Source organism: Mesorhizobium sp. CA8, from assembly GCF_020164955.1.
In the GTDB taxonomy this organism is placed as follows: Bacteria; Pseudomonadota; Alphaproteobacteria; order Rhizobiales; family Rhizobiaceae; genus Mesorhizobium.
Window position 1 is genome coordinate 37,726 of the sequence record NZ_JAIUHG010000005.1, and the last position, 14,955, is coordinate 52,680.

Sequence of the window (14,955 nt, forward strand, 5' to 3'; positions counted from 1 at the left end):
GCGGCAATCACGAACGTTTCACTCAGCGTTCACTAGGTTGCCGCTTCAAGGGATGAAACCAAATCCCCATGTCATCGTTGTAAGCCCAGGAGAACACGCAAATGCTGATCTACATGCTTGCCACTGCAATGACCATCGTGATGCTGATCGCGACTGCGTTCGGGTTGCATCAGGAAGCAGCTCGAGTGCGCGTCAAGGCCAATACCAAGCGGCTCGATGGGTTCGCTCATCGCAACGTCTACCGCCGCCACTAATCACCGCTATCTTCGCACCGGCCCTGAGGGCCGGTGAAGCCTGGACGGAACCTACTCGCCTTCGCCGACCTCGTCGGTGCCAGTCTCGCTCGAAGCCACGTCTTCGACCTCCTCATCCGACTGCGGCTCCGAAATCCGCTCCACCGACACAACTTTCTCGCCTTCGGCCGTGTTGAAGATCGTCACGCCCTTGGTGGCCCGGCTGGCGAAGCGTATGCCGTTGACCGGTACCCGGATGACCGTGCCGCCGTCCGAAACCAGCATGATCTGATCGTCATTGCCGACCGGGAAGGTCGCGACCAGCCGGCCGATCTCGGCCGTTTTCGACACGTCGGTGGCGCGGATACCCTTGCCGCCGCGCCCCGTCAGGCGGAAGTCGTAGGACGACGAGCGCTTGCCGTATCCATATTCGGTCACCGTCAGCACAAGCTTTTCATGCGCCTTGAGGAACTCATAGCGCTCCTCGGAAAGCTCGGCCTCCTCGCCGACCTCCTCGTTGGTGAGCGCGATCTCCTCTTCCTCGCCGGCTCCGCCGGCGGCAAGCCTGCGCTCCGCCGCGGCACGCTTCAGGTAAGCTGCGCGCTCGGCGGGGGATGCATCGACGTTCTCGATGATCGACATCGAGATAATGCGGTCGGTCTCGGCCATGGTTATGCCGCGCACGCCGACGGAATTGCGGCTCTGGAAGACGCGCACGTCGGAAACCCGAAAGCGGATGCACTGGCCGGAATTCGCCGTCAGGAGCACGTCGTCATTGTCGGTGCAGGTCTCCACGCCGAGGATCTCGTCGCCCTCTTCCTCCAGCTTCATGGCGATCTTGCCGTTGCGATTGACCTGGACGAAGTCGGACAGCTTGTTGCGGCGAACGGTGCCGCGCGTCGTCGCGAACATCACGTCCAGCTCGCCCCAGCTGGTCTCATCCTCGGGCAGCGGCATGATGGTGGTGATGCGCTCGCCCTGCTCGAGCGGCAGCATGTTGATCAACGCCTTGCCGCGCGATTGCGGATTGCCGATCGGCAGCCGCCAGACCTTCTCCTTGTAGACGATGCCGCGCGAGGAGAAGAACAGCACCGGCGTGTGCGTGTTGGCCACGAACAGCCGGGTGACGAAATCCTCTTCCTTGGTCGACATGCCGGAGCGGCCCTTGCCGCCGCGCCGCTGCGCCCGGTAGAGCGAGAGCGGCACGCGCTTGATGTAGCCGGAATGGCTGACGGTGACGACCATGTCCTCGCGCTGGATCAGGTCCTCGTCTTCCATGTCCGCACCGCCGTCGGAGAGTTCGGTGCGGCGCGGCGTGCCGAATTCGTCGCGGACCGCGATCAGCTCGTCCTTGACGATCTGCTGGATACGCGCGCGCGACGACAAAATATCAAGGAAATCAACAATCTCGGCGCCGATCTTGTTCAACTCGTCGGCGATCTCGTCGCGGCCGAGGGCGGTCAGGCGTTGCAGGCGCAGGTCGAGGATGGCACGCGCCTGTTCCTCGGAGAGATTGTAGGTGCCGTCCTCGTTGATGCGGTGGCGCGGATCGTCGATCAGCTTGATCAGCGGCGCGACGTCGTGCGAGGGCCAGCGCCGCTCCATCAATTGCTCGCGCGCCGTCTGCGGGTCGGGCGCGGTGCGGATCAGCTTGATTACCTCGTCTATGTTGGCGACGGCAATCGCAAGGCCAACAAGGACATGGGCCCGCTCGCGCGCCTTGCGCAGCAGGTATTTCGTGCGGCGGCTGATCACCTCCTCGCGGAAACCGACGAAGGCTTTCAGCATGTCGATCAGCGTCATCACTTCCGGCTTACCGCCGTTGAGCGCCACCATGTTGGCGCCGAACGAGGTCTGCAGCGGCGTGAAGCGGTAAAGCTGGTTGAGGATGACGTCGGCGACGGCCTCGCGCTTCAGTTCGATGACGACGCGATAGCCCTGACGATCGCTCTCGTCGCGGATGTCGGAAATGCCCTCGATGCGCTTTTCGCGCACCAGTTCGGCCATCTTCTCTATCATCGCCGCCTTGTTCACCTGATAGGGTATTTCGGTGACGACGATGGATTCACGGTCGTTTCCGCGCTTTTCGATCTCGACGCGACCACGCATGACGATCGAGCCGCGGCCGCTGGAATAAGCGCTGTATATGCCGGACCGGCCAAGGACGATGCCGCCCGTCGGGAAATCCGGGCCGGGCACGATCTCCATCAGTGCCGGCAGGTCGATGGCTGGATTGTCGATGATCGCCATCGCTCCGTTGCACACTTCGGCCAGGTTGTGCGGCGGAATGTTGGTGGCCATGCCGACGGCGATGCCACCCGAACCGTTGACTAGAAGGTTCGGGAAACGCGCAGGCAGTACCTTAGGCTCTTGTTCGGCGCCGTCATAATTGTCCTGAAAATCGACCGTTTCCTTGTCGATATCCCCCAGAAGCTCGTGCGCGACCTTGGTGAGCCGCGACTCGGTGTAGCGCATGGCCGCAGGCGGGTCGGCGTCGATCGAGCCGAAATTGCCCTGCCCGTCGATCAGCGGCACGCGCAGCGACCAGTCCTGCGCCATGCGAACCAGGGCGTCATAGATCGAGGCGTCACCATGCGGATGGTATTTACCCATCACGTCGCCGACGATGCGCGACGATTTCACATGCTTGCGGTTCCAGTGGTAACCGCCTTCCTGCATGGCATAGAGGATGCGCCGGTGCACCGGCTTCAGGCCGTCGCGCACGTCGGGCAGCGCGCGGCTGACGATCACGCTCATGGCGTAATCGAGATAGGAGCGCTGCATCTCCTCGATGATCGAAATCGGCTCGATGCCGGTGGGGCCGCCATCCGGCCCGCGCGGTGTCTTCTGGTCGGTCAAATCAGGTCACAGTCCAGTCGGGAATCACTCACCACTTATATAGGATGCGGGACTGAAACTCCAATGGCGGAGGCACTTTTCCAAAGACGATTTCGGCGGCAATTTCAAATGGATATCGCTGATTGCGACGATATGGCCAAGCTCGGTTTCGCTTCGGCTGGCCTCAGCGCCCTCTGGTCCGTCTGGCGCGATACGCGCCGGGGGCCTCCCCCATCTCGCGCCGGAACCGACGGTTGAAGGTCGACAGGTCGTTGAAGCCCTCGTCGAAAGCGATCGTCGAGATCGTCGCGTCCGAGCAGCGCAACCGCACTGCGGCGCGGTGCAGTCTGGTCCTGAGCAGAAACTGGTAGGGCGTCAAGCCGGCCACCTGCCGGAAAATGCGCAGGAAATGATACGGACTGGTCGCCGTGCCGTCGGCAAGCTCGGTCAGCGAAAGCGGCCGCTCGGCATTGAGTTCGATCAGCCGCACCGCTTCGGCAACCCGTTTCTGGTCGCGGCGGCTGGGCGTTCGGGTCGCGGCGGCAGATCCGGCCGCAGCCGCGGCGACCGCGCCGGCGATGCGCAGGCCGAGTTCCTCGAACGCGTCGCTGTCGCCTGTCTCCCGCGCCGCCTCCGCCTCGGCGAGCAGAGGCGTCAGCGCCGGCAAGGGCGGCAGGCGCGGATCGGCAAAGCCGAGCCGTTTCGCGCCCGGCACATCGGCCACGACCCGCTCCATATAGGCTGGGGTAAAATGAAACGAGAGGCAGCGGTCGCCGGCGCCATGCTCATGCCCGCATTCATAGCAGGCGCCGGGATTGCCGAGCAGGATGGCGCCTGGCGCCAGCATCGTCGTGCCTTGGCGCGTGCGATAGCGGAACGTGCCCCTGGTCACTGCGGCAACGCAAAAGCTGCGATGCTCTTCCTCGAATGGCTTGTCGCCGGCCACGGCCGTGCACACCACGTCGGACACCTGCCAACCATGCCCGGAAGCCAGAGTTTTCTGCGCTGTCGTCATGCCCGAAAGATAGCAATTTTTCCCAAGCGACGAACCCTGTCATGCCCCTATTGCTAGCCCTCTCCTGACAAACGAGGCAGCAACAATGACCGACCCCTTTGCCGAGGCCCTGCACAGCGACGGTCCAAAACCGGACCTTGCCGAAAAGCTGAAACTCTATGGCCGCTTCATCGGCGCCTGGACGTTCGACGCCACGCGCATTCTCGAGGATGGGACCAGGCTTACAGGTCGCGGCGAGGTGCATTTCGGCTGGGTTCTGGAAGGCAGGGCCGTGCAGGACGTCTGGATCCTGCCCGCCCGCGACGCAGGTCCCTCCCCGGCGCTCGGGCCATGGACCTTCTACGGCACGACATTGCGCGTTTACGATCCCGGCGCCGACGCCTGGCACATCTTCTGGAGCGACCCGCGCAACCAGTATTACAGCCGGCAGCTCGGCCGCGCCGAGGATGACACCATCGTCCAGGTCGGCGCCGACGGCACGGGCGCGTCTGTACGCTGGAGCTTCTCGCAGATCACCGAAAACTCGTTCCGTTGGCTGGGCGAGCGCTCGCATGATGGCGGTGCAACCTGGCGCATGGAGGTCGAGTTTTTGGCTCGCCGCACGACTCCAGCCTGAGCAACCAACCATTTGCAATCATGGAGGAAACAATGCTTGACCATGTCTCGATCGGCGTCCGTGACGCCGGCACTTCGAAACGCTTCTACGACGCTGCGCTGAAACCGCTCGGCTATTCCTGCTCAGCCAGTCGCCCGGTTCACTCGGTTACGGTGGTGACGCAGTCCAGCTTAGGGTGAACGATGCCGGGCGGCCGGTACCGGCCGACGCAGACTCCGGCCTGCATTTCTGCTTTTCGGCGCCGACCCGCGCCAGCGTCGACGCCTTCCATGCGGCGGCATTGCGTGAGGGCGGCACGGACAACGGCCAGCCCGGACTGCGCGCGGCATATGGCGACAATTACTATGCCGCCTTCGTTGTCGATCCGGACGGTTACCGGCTGGAAGCCTATTGCAGCCATGCCGAATAGCCGACTGAATTACCTCCCGCCTGTTTCCACCGCTCGGGCTTTGTTCTACCAATTGCGGGGCCTGGGCCTCGCCCGGCGGGAGGGGACCAGCGATGCCGAGTTTCGACAGCCTGTTCAACGCCTTCGTCACCATTCTGGTGACCATCGACCCGCCGGGATTGGCGCCGCTCTTTCTCGCCGTGACGCGCGGCATGAACCGCGAGGAGCGTCAGCAGGTTTCGGTGCGCGCCTCGGTGATCGGCTTCCTGGTCATGGCGCTGTTTGCACTTGCCGGCGCCGCGATCCTGTCGGTGTTCGGCATCACGCTGCCGGCCTTCCGGGTGGCCGGTGGCTTCCTCTTGTTCTTCATCGCCTTCGAAATGGTGTTCGAGCGCCGACAAGACCGCAAAGAGAAGATCGGCGACGTCGCCATCACCAAGGACATGATCCACAACATCGCCGCCTTCCCGCTGGCGATCCCGCTGATCGCCGGCCCCGGCGCGATTTCGGCGACGGTGCTTTTATCAGGACATTTCGAGGGCTTTGCCGCCCAGGCAGCGCTGGTCGGCATCATCTTCATCTGCCTGGTCATCACTTATCTGGTGTTCGTGCTGTCGGAACGCATCGACCGCATCCTCGGCCAGACCGGCCGCTCGATCCTGACCAGGCTGCTGGGCGTCATCCTGGCGGCGTTGGCAGTCCAGTTCGTGGCCGACGGCGTTCGGGCGCTGATGGCGGCCTGACCGGCTGCGAGGCAGCCCACCTACTGCCCTACTGCCCTACTGCCCTACTGCCCTACTGCCCTACTGCCCTACTGCCCTACTGCCCTACTTGACCGCCGTCTCGACCACCTCGAAATCGTGGGTAATCGTCGCTGTCTTGGCCATCATGGCTGACGCCGAGCAATATTTCTCGATCGACAGATCGATCGCCCTTCTTACCTTGTCGTGCGACAGCGCGCGGCCCTTGACGATGAAATGCATGTGGATGCGGGTGAACACTTTCGGGTCGGTCTCGGCCCGGTCGGCGTCGAGCTCGACCACGCAATCCTCGACCGCCTCCCGGCCTTTCTCGAGGATGTGGACGACGTCATAGGCCGAGCAGCCGCCGGTACCGATCAGCACCAGCTCCATCGGGCTCGGTCCAGGCGTCTTGCCGTCCGGCCCGTGCGCCGTGCCCAGCACGACCTTATGGCCGCTGCCGGACTCGCCGACAAAGGTGCGTTCCTCGACCCATTTGATGCGTGCTTTCACCTTGATCTTCCTTACGAGGTTCCGTCGCCTACTGACCGAACACGACCGCATGCATGATCCGGCCAGGCAACAGCGTGAAGATGCCGGCGCCGACCAGCGCGAACAGATAGAGCTTGATCATGGCGCCGCGACGCGCGGCGACCTTATGCGCGTGCGCATACCATGCCGCCAGCGGTACCGTGACCAGCACCAGGATCGACAAAAGATGGATCGGGCTGAACAGACCGATGAGCCGGATCTGCTGGATCCAGAAGCTCGATATCGCGACCAGCATCAGCGCCACCCAGGCATAACCCAGCGCGCGGTGACGCGCAGTACCCTTCGGCAACGCCAGTTGGGCGCCGCCGATAGCGAGGGCGGCGAAGGCCGCAAAGGCATGCCATGGAATGGGAGGCGGCGCCGACAGGAGCGGTCCGAGCGACATCGCGCCTTCCCTCAAATGCCCGTTTCGAAGCGGTTAGAACGGGATCTCGTCGTCCAGCTCGCGCGACGAGCCGCCACCGCCGCCGCCCCTGGGGCCGCCACCACCACCGCGGCTGAGACCTTCATTCGGACCGGACTGGCCGAAATCCGAACCGCGGCTGCCGCCGCCGGAATAATTGCCGACCTGGCCGCCGCCGCCCTCGCCACGCGCGTCGAGCATCTGCAATTCGCCACGGAATTTCTGCAGGACGATTTCGGTCGTGTAGCGGTCGTTGCCGGTCTGGTCCTGCCATTTGCGGGTCTGCAGCTGGCCCTCGACATAGACCTTCATGCCCTTCTTCAGATACTGCTCGGCCACCTTGGCGAGCTGATCGTTGAAGATGACGACATTGTGCCACTCGGTCTTGTCCTTGCGCTCGCCGGTGTTCTTGTCGCGCCAGCTTTCCGACGTGGCAATGCGGATGTTGACGACCGGATCGCCGGAATTCAGGCGGCGGATTTCAGGGTCCGCCCCGAGATTGCCCACCAGAATGACCTTGTTGACGCTACCCGCCATCTTACTTCTCCGCGCTCATCCGAAACGAATTCAAGTCGCTCACCTTACAGCCTTCGGGCCGCCGCCGCCCGCAAAGGCCGGCTTTTCCCACAAGGTTTTTCGTTCTCTTTTCGTTCTATTCTTGATCACCCTTTCTGTCAAGAAATGTCAGCAAAGGCGGGGTTTGAACATGCACCTCTATATGGCGATCAAATAGAGGCTTGCCAAACCAATAAGTATCGACTTATGCTTTATCCATGATCGAAGCAGAGATTTTTCGTGCGCTTGCCGACCCTACCCGTCGCGCCGTCTACGAGCGGCTGACCGCCAGCGAGATGAGCGTGACCGAGCTGCGCGCCGGTATGAGCGTGTCGCAGCCGGCGGTCTCGCAGCACCTCGCCGTGCTGCGCGGCGCCGGCTTGGTGGTCGAGCGGCGCGCCGGCCGCAATGCCTATTACCGTGCCGATCCGCAAGGGCTCGACCCGCTGCTCGGCTGGATCGAACGCTACCGCGCCTTCTGGCCGGAACGCATCGAGAAGTTGAAGACGGTTCTGAAAGGAATGGACCAATGACGGCTATCGAAAACCCGACGGTCAACGAAGCGCCGCTCAGCTTCGAATGCGACCTTCCAGATCCGCCGGAAAAAGTCTGGCGGGCGCTGACCGAGCCGGAGTTGCTCGCCGCCTGGATGATGCCGAACGACATCGAGGCGCAAGCCGGCGCGCGCTTCGCCTTTGCCGGACCGCATGCGCCGATCGAATGCGAGGTGCTCGAGGCCGAGCCGGGCAGGCTGCTGCGCTATTCCTGGCGCGAGGGGCCCGGCGCGAAAGATGCGGACCAGCTTCCCGCCTTTGACAGCATCGTCACTTTCACGCTCGCCGGCACCGCCTCGGGCGGCACGCATCTACGCATCGTGCATGACGGTTTCGTGCCGGCCACGCAGCCTCTCGTCGCTGTTTCCGGCGCCGGTTGCGGGCTTTCGCTCGACGCGCGCAGGAATCCGACCGCCGCCAACGCGCCCTGCATGATGCTGCGCGCGGCCTGATCAAGAGAGGACCGAGGAAAACAGTCATGAGCATTGCCAATCTGGTGCCTATGGTCATCGAGCAGTCGAGCCGCGGCGAACGCTCCTTCGACATCTTTTCGCGGCTGCTGCGCGAGCGCATCGTCTTCATCAATGGCGAGATCAACGACAACGTCTCGGCGCTGGTCTGCGCACAGCTCCTGTCGCTGGAATCGGACCATCCCGACAAGGAGATCTCGCTTTACATCAACTCGCCGGGCGGCATGGTGACCAGCGGCTTCGCCATCTACGACACGATGCAATACATCTCCTGCCCGGTTTCGACGGTCTGCATGGGCTTTGCCGCCTCGATGGGCTCCTTCCTGTTGATGGCCGGCGAACCGGGGCGTCGCATCGCGTTGCCCAACACCAGGATCGTGCTGCACCAGCCGCTCGGCGGCTTCCAGGGCCAGGCCTCGGACATTCAGCGCCACGCCGAGGACATCGTGCGCACCAAGCAGCATATGACAGAGCTCTACGCCAAGCACTGCGGCCGGACCTATGATGAAGTCGAGCGCACGCTCGACCGCGACTATTTCATGAGCGCCGCGGAAGCCAAGGAATGGGGCCTCGTCGACCACGTCTACGACACGCGCAAGAAAGCGGCCTGACGTTGCGGGCAGGCGCGCGGCAAATTGATCGCCGCGCGTCTGGCATTGCTCTAGCCGCCTCCCTATAGTCCGCGCATGATCAGGTCCGTTCAGCCCAGACATCTATGCGCCGCCCTCGCCGCGCTTGCCGGCATGCTGACGGCCGGCGCTGCGCTTGCCGACGACGGTTCGGCGCAGAAACTGCCTGGCGTCAGCGGCGACTACCGCATCGCCAAGCCGGCGCCGCAGCCGGAACCCGATGACGCGCTGCCGGCCGGCAGCGACGGTTCCTTCAAGATCGGCAACACCGATGTCAGGATCGGCGGCAGCATAACGATGGACATGGCGACGGGCGGCGCTCGGATCCCGAACCACTGATCCCGAGCGGGTCACACGCGAACACCACAAAATGTTAGCCCCATCCCTGCTGTGCAGACGGATGGGGCTTCATGGATCTGAAATCCAACTTTAGCCGGGAATGGACTGCCGGCGTTCTGTTTCGGATGCAACGCGGCGTTCCGCCGACGATCCGACTATCGTCTCTGATTGTAGGGAATCGGCAGGGCACGGTTTGTCGGGCCGGCGTTTCAAGTCTGCCCTGGCACTTATGCCCGCCGCGGCTCCATCTCGGTGTGGAGCCTCAAGGGACTGTCCGGTGGCGTCATGCTCCGCTCCTTATGTCCGTTGCGACAATGTCGTTCGAAGCGCTAATCGCTATCGCCTGCGGCGTCTCGCAGGCCGCCAGTTGCGCGGCGAGGCCATCGAAAGACGGCCGGCTTCGTTGACGATTTGAGACTGCTCCCGTGAGTCACCGGCGTCAACAGTTGAATAGCCGGTTACCGAAAAATGTGATCGCCTGGAGGTTACGTACGGGTAAGTCGGGTGGCTCCGCGGAACGAGGCGGCATCGGCGGCACGTGTCTCCACAAAATTTCGGGCGACCGTTCCACGGCACTCAGCGCGCTTGTTTCCACAGCGCTTTGTGCGACTGTTTCCACAGCGCTTTGTCAGGAGCGTGTTCGGCCTTTGTTCTTTCCGCTTGCCGGCCCGCGCGAAAGGCGGTTAAACCCATGATCGGCTTCTTCCGTCGAGATTGTGGCGTCTCTCGACGTGGCGGCGAAAATACCTACATAGGGGATGGCCGGGACGAACCCGCCCAATCCAGCAAATTCCAGATCTGAGGCGGCGACCGGCGATGGCCGACCAAAAATACCTTTCCATTCGCGGGGCGCGCGAACACAATCTCAAGAACGTCGATCTCGATCTGCCGCGCGACAGCCTGATCGTCATGACTGGACTATCGGGCTCCGGCAAATCGTCGCTTGCCTTCGACACCATCTATGCCGAGGGCCAGCGCCGCTATGTCGAAAGCCTGTCGGCCTATGCCCGCCAGTTCCTGGAGATGATGCAGAAACCGGACGTCGACCAGATCGACGGCCTGTCGCCCGCCATCTCGATCGAGCAGAAGACCACCTCGCGCAACCCGCGCTCGACGGTCGGCACCGTCACCGAGATCTACGATTATATGCGCCTGCTCTTTGCGCGCGTCGGCATCCCCTATTCGCCGGCCACCGGCCTGCCGATCGAGAGCCAGACGGTCAGCCAGATGGTCGACCGCGTGCTGGCGCTGGAGGAAGGCACGCGCCTATTCCTGCTGGCGCCGATCGTGCGCGGCCGCAAGGGCGAGTACCGCAAGGAACTCCTGGACCTGCAGAAGAAGGGCTTCCAGCGCGTGAAGGTCGACGGCGTCTTCTACGAGATCGCCGATGTCCCGGCACTGGACAAGAAGTACAAGCACGACATCGACGTGGTCGTCGACCGCATCGTCGTGCGCGGCGATCTGGCGACCAGGCTCGCGGATTCGATGGAGACCGCACTGAAGCTCGCCGAGGGACTGGCTGTGGCAGAGTTCGCCGACCGGCCGCTCGATGCCAGCCTGACCGGCGAGGACTCGGTCAACAAGTCGAAAAACGAGACGCATGAGCGCATCCTGTTCTCGGAGAAATTCGCCTGCCCGGTGTCCGGCTTCACTATTCCCGAGATCGAGCCCAGGCTGTTCTCCTTCAACAATCCGTTCGGCGCCTGCCCGACCTGCGATGGCCTCGGCAGCCAGCGCGCCATCGATCCCAACCTCGTCGTGCCGGACGAGAACGTCTCTTTGCGCGACGGTGCCATCAGCCCGTGGGCGAAGTCGACCTCGCCCTATTACGCGCAGACGCTGGAAGCGCTGGGCAAGGCCTATGGCTTCAAGCTCGGCGACAAGTTCAAGGATCTGAGCGCCGAGGCACAGAAAGCCGTGCTGCATGGTACCGGCGAGCGCGAGATCACCTTCCAGTATGATGACGGCCTGCGCTCTTATAAGACGACCAAGACTTTCGAGGGCGTCATCCCCAACCTAGACCGGCGCTGGAAGGAAACGGAATCGGCCTGGATGCGCGAGGAGATCGAGCGCTTCATGTCGGCCACTCCCTGCCCCGCCTGCAACGGCTACAGGCTGAAGCCGGAAGCGCTGGCGGTGAAGATCGCTGGCAAGCATATCGGCGAAGTCACTGAGATGTCGATCCGCAAGGCCGACCAGTGGTTCACCGACCTGCCGGCGCAGTTGAACGAGAAGCAGAACGAGATCGCGGTCCGGGTGCTCAAGGAGATCCGCGAGCGGCTGCGTTTCCTCAACGATGTCGGCCTCGACTATCTGACGCTGTCGCGCAACTCCGGCACGCTGTCGGGCGGCGAGAGCCAGCGCATCCGCCTCGCCTCACAGATCGGCTCGGGCCTCACCGGCGTGCTCTATGTGCTCGACGAGCCGTCGATCGGCCTGCACCAGCGCGACAATGCGCGCCTGCTCGATACGTTGAAGCACCTGCGCGACATCGGCAACACGGTGATCGTGGTCGAGCATGACGAGGACGCCATCCTGCATGCCGACTATGTCGTCGACATCGGCCCCGCCGCCGGCATCCATGGCGGCCAGATTATCGCGCAGGGCACGCCGCAGCAGATCATGGCCACACCCGCCTCGATCACCGGCAAATATTTGTCGGGCGAACTCGAAGTGGCGACGCCGGCGGTGCGCCGCGAGGCGAAGAAGAACCGGCGCATCAAGGTGGTCGGCGCGCGCGGCAACAATTTGAAGAACGTGACGGCCGCAATCCCGCTTGGCACCTTCACCGCGGTCACCGGCGTGTCCGGCGGCGGCAAGTCGACTTTCCTGATCGAGACGCTGTTCAAGGCCGCCTCGCGCCGCATCATGGGCTCGCGCGAGCATCCGGCCGAGCATGACCGCATCGAGGGGCTGGAATTCCTCGACAAGGTCATCGACATCGACCAGTCGCCGATCGGCCGCACGCCGCGCTCCAACCCGGCGACCTATACGGGTGCCTTCACGCCGATCCGGGACTGGTTTGCGGGGCTCCCGGAGGCCAAGGCACGCGGCTACCAGCCCGGCCGCTTCTCCTTCAACGTCAAGGGCGGCCGCTGCGAGGCCTGCCAGGGCGACGGCGTGATAAAAATCGAGATGCACTTCCTGCCCGATGTCTACGTCACCTGCGACGTCTGTCACGGCAAGCGCTACAACCGCGAGACGCTCGACGTGCAGTTCAAGGGCAAGTCGATCGCCGACGTGCTCGACATGACGGTCGAGGAAGGCGTCGAGTTCTTCTCGGCGGTGCCGGGCGTGCGCGACAAGCTGGAGACGCTGAAGCAGGTCGGCCTCGGCTACATCCATATCGGCCAGCAGGCGACGACACTCTCCGGCGGCGAGGCGCAGCGGATAAAACTCGCCAAGGAACTGTCGCGCAAGGCGACCGGCAAGACGCTCTACATCCTCGACGAGCCGACCACCGGCCTGCACTTCCACGACGTCGCCAAGCTGCTCGAAGTGCTGCACGAGTTGGTCGACCAGGGCAACACGGTGGTGGTGATCGAGCACAATCTCGAAGTGATCAAGACCGCCGACTGGGTGCTGGACCTCGGCCCCGAAGGCGGCGACGGCGGCGGCGAGTTGGTGGCGTCGGGCACGCCGGAAGCGATCGTGCGCGAGAAGCGCAGCTACACCGGCCAGTTCCTGAAGGAGCTGCTGGAGCGGCGCCCCGGAGGCAAACGCGAAGCGGCGGAGTGAGCGCGCATTTCGTCGGGAGGGCGCTTGGATGACAATTAGAAGAGCGCTTTCCGGTGATCTTCCGGCCGTTGCCGCGCTGACCACGGCCGCCTATGCGCCCTACACCGCTCTGTTCGGCACCCCGCCGATTCCGGTGACGGAAGATTACGCGCCGCGCATCGAGCGCGGCGAAATCTGGCTGCTCGAAGAGGATGGAGGACTGGCCGGGCTGATCGCCCTCGAACAGCATCCCGACCACGCCATGATCTTTAGCGTCGCCGTCGCGCCGGCCTTCCAGGGTAAAAAGCTCGGCATCAAACTGCTCGACTTCGCCGACGAGCAGGCGCGGTCGTGGGGCGTGCCGGAGGTGCGGCTTTACACCAATTCGCGCATGGAGCGGAACATCGCGCTCTATTCCGCCTACGGCTATCGCGAAACGGGTCGCCGCGCCAACCCACACCGGCCAGGATGGACCCTGGTCGACATGGTGAAGCCGGTCGATCGAGCCGCCTGATCACATTTGAACGGAGGAGGACGACAATGAGCCAAGGAAAAATCCGCTCCGGCATGGGCGGCTGGACTTTCGAGCCCTGGGACACCTCCTTCTACCCGGATAAGCTTGCCAAGGCCAAGCAACTCCACTACGCCAGCCGGCAGGTCCCGACCATCGAGGTCAACGGCACCTATTATTCCAGCTTCAAGGAACCGACCTTCGCCAAATGGGCCAACGAGGCGCCGGAAGGCTTCGTCTTCTCGCTCAAAGGCAACCGCTTCGTCACCAACCGCCGGGTGCTCGGCGAAGCGGGCGAATCTATGATGCGCTTCCTGGGCTCCGGCGTTGCCGCGCTCGGCGAGAAGCTCGGCCCGATCCTGTGGCAGTTCGCGCCGACCAAGAAGTTCGACGCCGACGATTTCGAAGCTTTCCTGAAACTTCTGCCCGAGAAGCAGGACGGCGTGCCTCTGCGCCATGCACTCGAGGTGCGGCATGACAGCTTCATCGTGCCGGAATTCCCGGCGCTCGCCCGAAAATACAAGGCCGCGATCGTCTACGCCGACCACGCAAAATATCCGGCGATCGCCGATATCACCGGCGACTTCGTCTATGCGCGGCTTCAGACCGGCAGCGACGACAACCCCGATTGCTACACGCCGAAAGGCCTCGATGAATGGGCGGGACGGGTGAAGATCTGGGCGGAGGGCAAGCAGCCCGCCGACCTGCCACGCGCCGATCCCAAGACGGATGCGCCGGTCAAGCCGCGCGACGTGTTCGTCTACTTCATAACCGAGGGCAAGGTGCGCGCCCCCTTCGGCGCCATGGCCCTGATGAAGCGGGTGACCGATTGAAGCCAGCCTTCACTCCGGTCATATCCTTTTGTTCGAGCATCGGATCCTGCCTGCCTGGTGTCGGCTGCGCCTTGCGTCCGGCAGTTCCGTCGGAACTTACGGGGCGTCTTGACCGTTTTGCCTTTCTCGCCGGGAGCAGGTTTCCATAGCGGTTGAGCGTCGCGGAACAATGGCCCGGGCTCCGGCATCGGGAGAGCCCGAAGAAAGCGAGGTGATATGGCTGTCATCCTCATCGGGGCATTGCTCATTGTCGCCGGCATTGTGTACATGGCGGGTGCGGTCCTCAGGCGCGGGAAACTTAGCGATCCGGCACCTGCTGCCTCGGATCGCCCGATGCCAAACCTTACAACGCCTGGCCCGACGCTTGAGCCACGCCGGCGCGGCCTCGGTTTCCTCGGCCTGTCGCAGAATTGGCCGGGTCTGGTGATGATGGGGGTCGGCATCATCCTGCTATTGTTGGTGGCGGTCCTCTGACGCCTGTTGGTGGCGGTCCTCTGACGCCGCGGAATTAATGGCATCTTCACCGGTATCGTAACGTAATCGATACTTCCTTGCCGCACTA

General features: G+C 63.4%; 16 protein-coding genes and 1 pseudogene. 12 read left to right on the plus strand and 5 right to left on the minus strand.

Annotated features, from left to right (window positions below; translation table 11 throughout):
* Positions 1–101 precede the first annotated feature (101 nt).
* A complete protein-coding gene (locus LB553_RS07360) occupies positions 102–254 on the plus strand; it encodes a hypothetical protein (protein WP_095765297.1) in 153 nt (50 codons plus the stop codon).
* Positions 255–305: 51 nt separating this feature from the next.
* Here the strand turns inward: LB553_RS07360 and gyrA are convergent, their stop codons facing one another.
* Positions 306–3,092: a DNA gyrase subunit A gene (gene gyrA / locus LB553_RS07365; RefSeq protein ID WP_224511956.1), complete on the minus strand. Its 2,787-nt coding sequence runs from the start codon at positions 3,090–3,092 to the stop codon at positions 306–308.
* Positions 3,093–3,255: 163 nt separating this feature from the next.
* On the minus strand, positions 3,256–4,086 hold the full coding sequence (locus LB553_RS07370; RefSeq protein ID WP_224511958.1) for a helix-turn-helix transcriptional regulator: 831 nt from the start codon (positions 4,084–4,086) through the stop codon (positions 3,256–3,258).
* A gap of 85 nt (positions 4,087–4,171) precedes the next feature.
* Here LB553_RS07370 and LB553_RS07375 point away from each other — a divergent pair, with 85 nt between their 5' ends.
* The 3 genes and pseudogenes from LB553_RS07375 to LB553_RS07385 all read left to right on the plus strand — a co-directional run bounded on the left by LB553_RS07375 (position 4,172) and on the right by LB553_RS07385 (position 5,833).
* Complete coding sequence (locus LB553_RS07375) at positions 4,172–4,702, plus strand: hypothetical protein (RefSeq protein ID WP_224511960.1); 531 nt, start codon at positions 4,172–4,174, stop codon at positions 4,700–4,702.
* A 32-nt stretch (positions 4,703–4,734) separates the two neighbouring features.
* Positions 4,735–5,111, plus strand: a pseudogene (locus tag LB553_RS07380) (VOC family protein).
* 92 nt (positions 5,112–5,203) lie between these two features.
* Positions 5,204–5,833 (plus strand): MarC family protein, encoded by a 630-nt coding sequence (locus LB553_RS07385; RefSeq protein ID WP_224511961.1) that lies wholly within the window; start codon positions 5,204–5,206, stop codon positions 5,831–5,833.
* Positions 5,834–5,917: 84 nt separating this feature from the next.
* On the opposite strand, the gene LB553_RS07390 is transcribed toward LB553_RS07385, so the two are convergent.
* From LB553_RS07390 to LB553_RS07400, 3 genes are read right to left on the minus strand one after another with little or no spacing between them, the layout of a single operon-like run.
* A complete protein-coding gene (locus LB553_RS07390; protein ID WP_224511964.1) occupies positions 5,918–6,343 on the minus strand; it encodes an OsmC family protein in 426 nt (141 codons plus the stop codon).
* A 28-nt stretch (positions 6,344–6,371) separates the two neighbouring features.
* The gene (locus LB553_RS07395; RefSeq protein ID WP_224511966.1) at positions 6,372–6,767 is read right to left on the minus strand and encodes a DUF2306 domain-containing protein; all 396 of its coding nucleotides are present in this window, start codon (positions 6,765–6,767) and stop codon (positions 6,372–6,374) included.
* 33 nt (positions 6,768–6,800) lie between these two features.
* Complete coding sequence (locus LB553_RS07400) at positions 6,801–7,322, minus strand: single-stranded DNA-binding protein (protein WP_224511968.1); 522 nt, start codon at positions 7,320–7,322, stop codon at positions 6,801–6,803.
* 236 nt (positions 7,323–7,558) lie between these two features.
* On the opposite strand from LB553_RS07400, the gene LB553_RS07405 reads away from it, so the two are divergent.
* The 8 genes from LB553_RS07405 to LB553_RS07440 all read left to right on the plus strand — a co-directional run bounded on the left by LB553_RS07405 (position 7,559) and on the right by LB553_RS07440 (position 14,867).
* Positions 7,559–7,873 carry an ArsR/SmtB family transcription factor gene (locus tag LB553_RS07405; protein WP_224511970.1) on the plus strand — a complete coding sequence of 105 codons (315 nt, stop codon included), beginning with the start codon at positions 7,559–7,561 and terminating at the stop codon, positions 7,871–7,873.
* Entirely contained in the window at positions 7,870–8,346 is a 477-nt protein-coding gene (locus tag LB553_RS07410; RefSeq protein ID WP_224511972.1) for an SRPBCC family protein, read from the plus strand. Before LB553_RS07405 ends, LB553_RS07410 begins: the two co-directional genes overlap by 4 nt.
* 26 nt (positions 8,347–8,372) lie before the next feature.
* Positions 8,373–8,975, plus strand: coding sequence for an ATP-dependent Clp protease proteolytic subunit (locus tag LB553_RS07415; protein ID WP_412033299.1), 603 nt, complete (start codon positions 8,373–8,375; stop codon positions 8,973–8,975).
* Between the two features lie 75 nt (positions 8,976–9,050).
* Positions 9,051–9,332, plus strand: coding sequence for a hypothetical protein (locus LB553_RS07420; RefSeq protein WP_224511974.1), 282 nt, complete (start codon positions 9,051–9,053; stop codon positions 9,330–9,332).
* Between the two features lie 816 nt (positions 9,333–10,148).
* A complete protein-coding gene (gene uvrA / locus LB553_RS07425) occupies positions 10,149–13,070 on the plus strand; it encodes an excinuclease ABC subunit UvrA (RefSeq protein ID WP_224511976.1) in 2,922 nt (973 codons plus the stop codon).
* A gap of 28 nt (positions 13,071–13,098) precedes the next feature.
* Complete coding sequence (locus LB553_RS07430; protein WP_224511978.1) at positions 13,099–13,563, plus strand: GNAT family N-acetyltransferase; 465 nt, start codon at positions 13,099–13,101, stop codon at positions 13,561–13,563.
* Positions 13,564–13,589: 26 nt separating this feature from the next.
* Positions 13,590–14,393 carry a DUF72 domain-containing protein gene (locus LB553_RS07435; protein ID WP_224511980.1) on the plus strand — a complete coding sequence of 268 codons (804 nt, stop codon included), beginning with the start codon at positions 13,590–13,592 and terminating at the stop codon, positions 14,391–14,393.
* Positions 14,394–14,609: 216 nt separating this feature from the next.
* Positions 14,610–14,867, plus strand: a complete 258-nt coding sequence (locus LB553_RS07440) for a hypothetical protein (protein WP_224511982.1) — start codon at positions 14,610–14,612, stop codon at positions 14,865–14,867.
* The last annotated feature ends 88 nt before the right edge of the window (positions 14,868–14,955 follow it).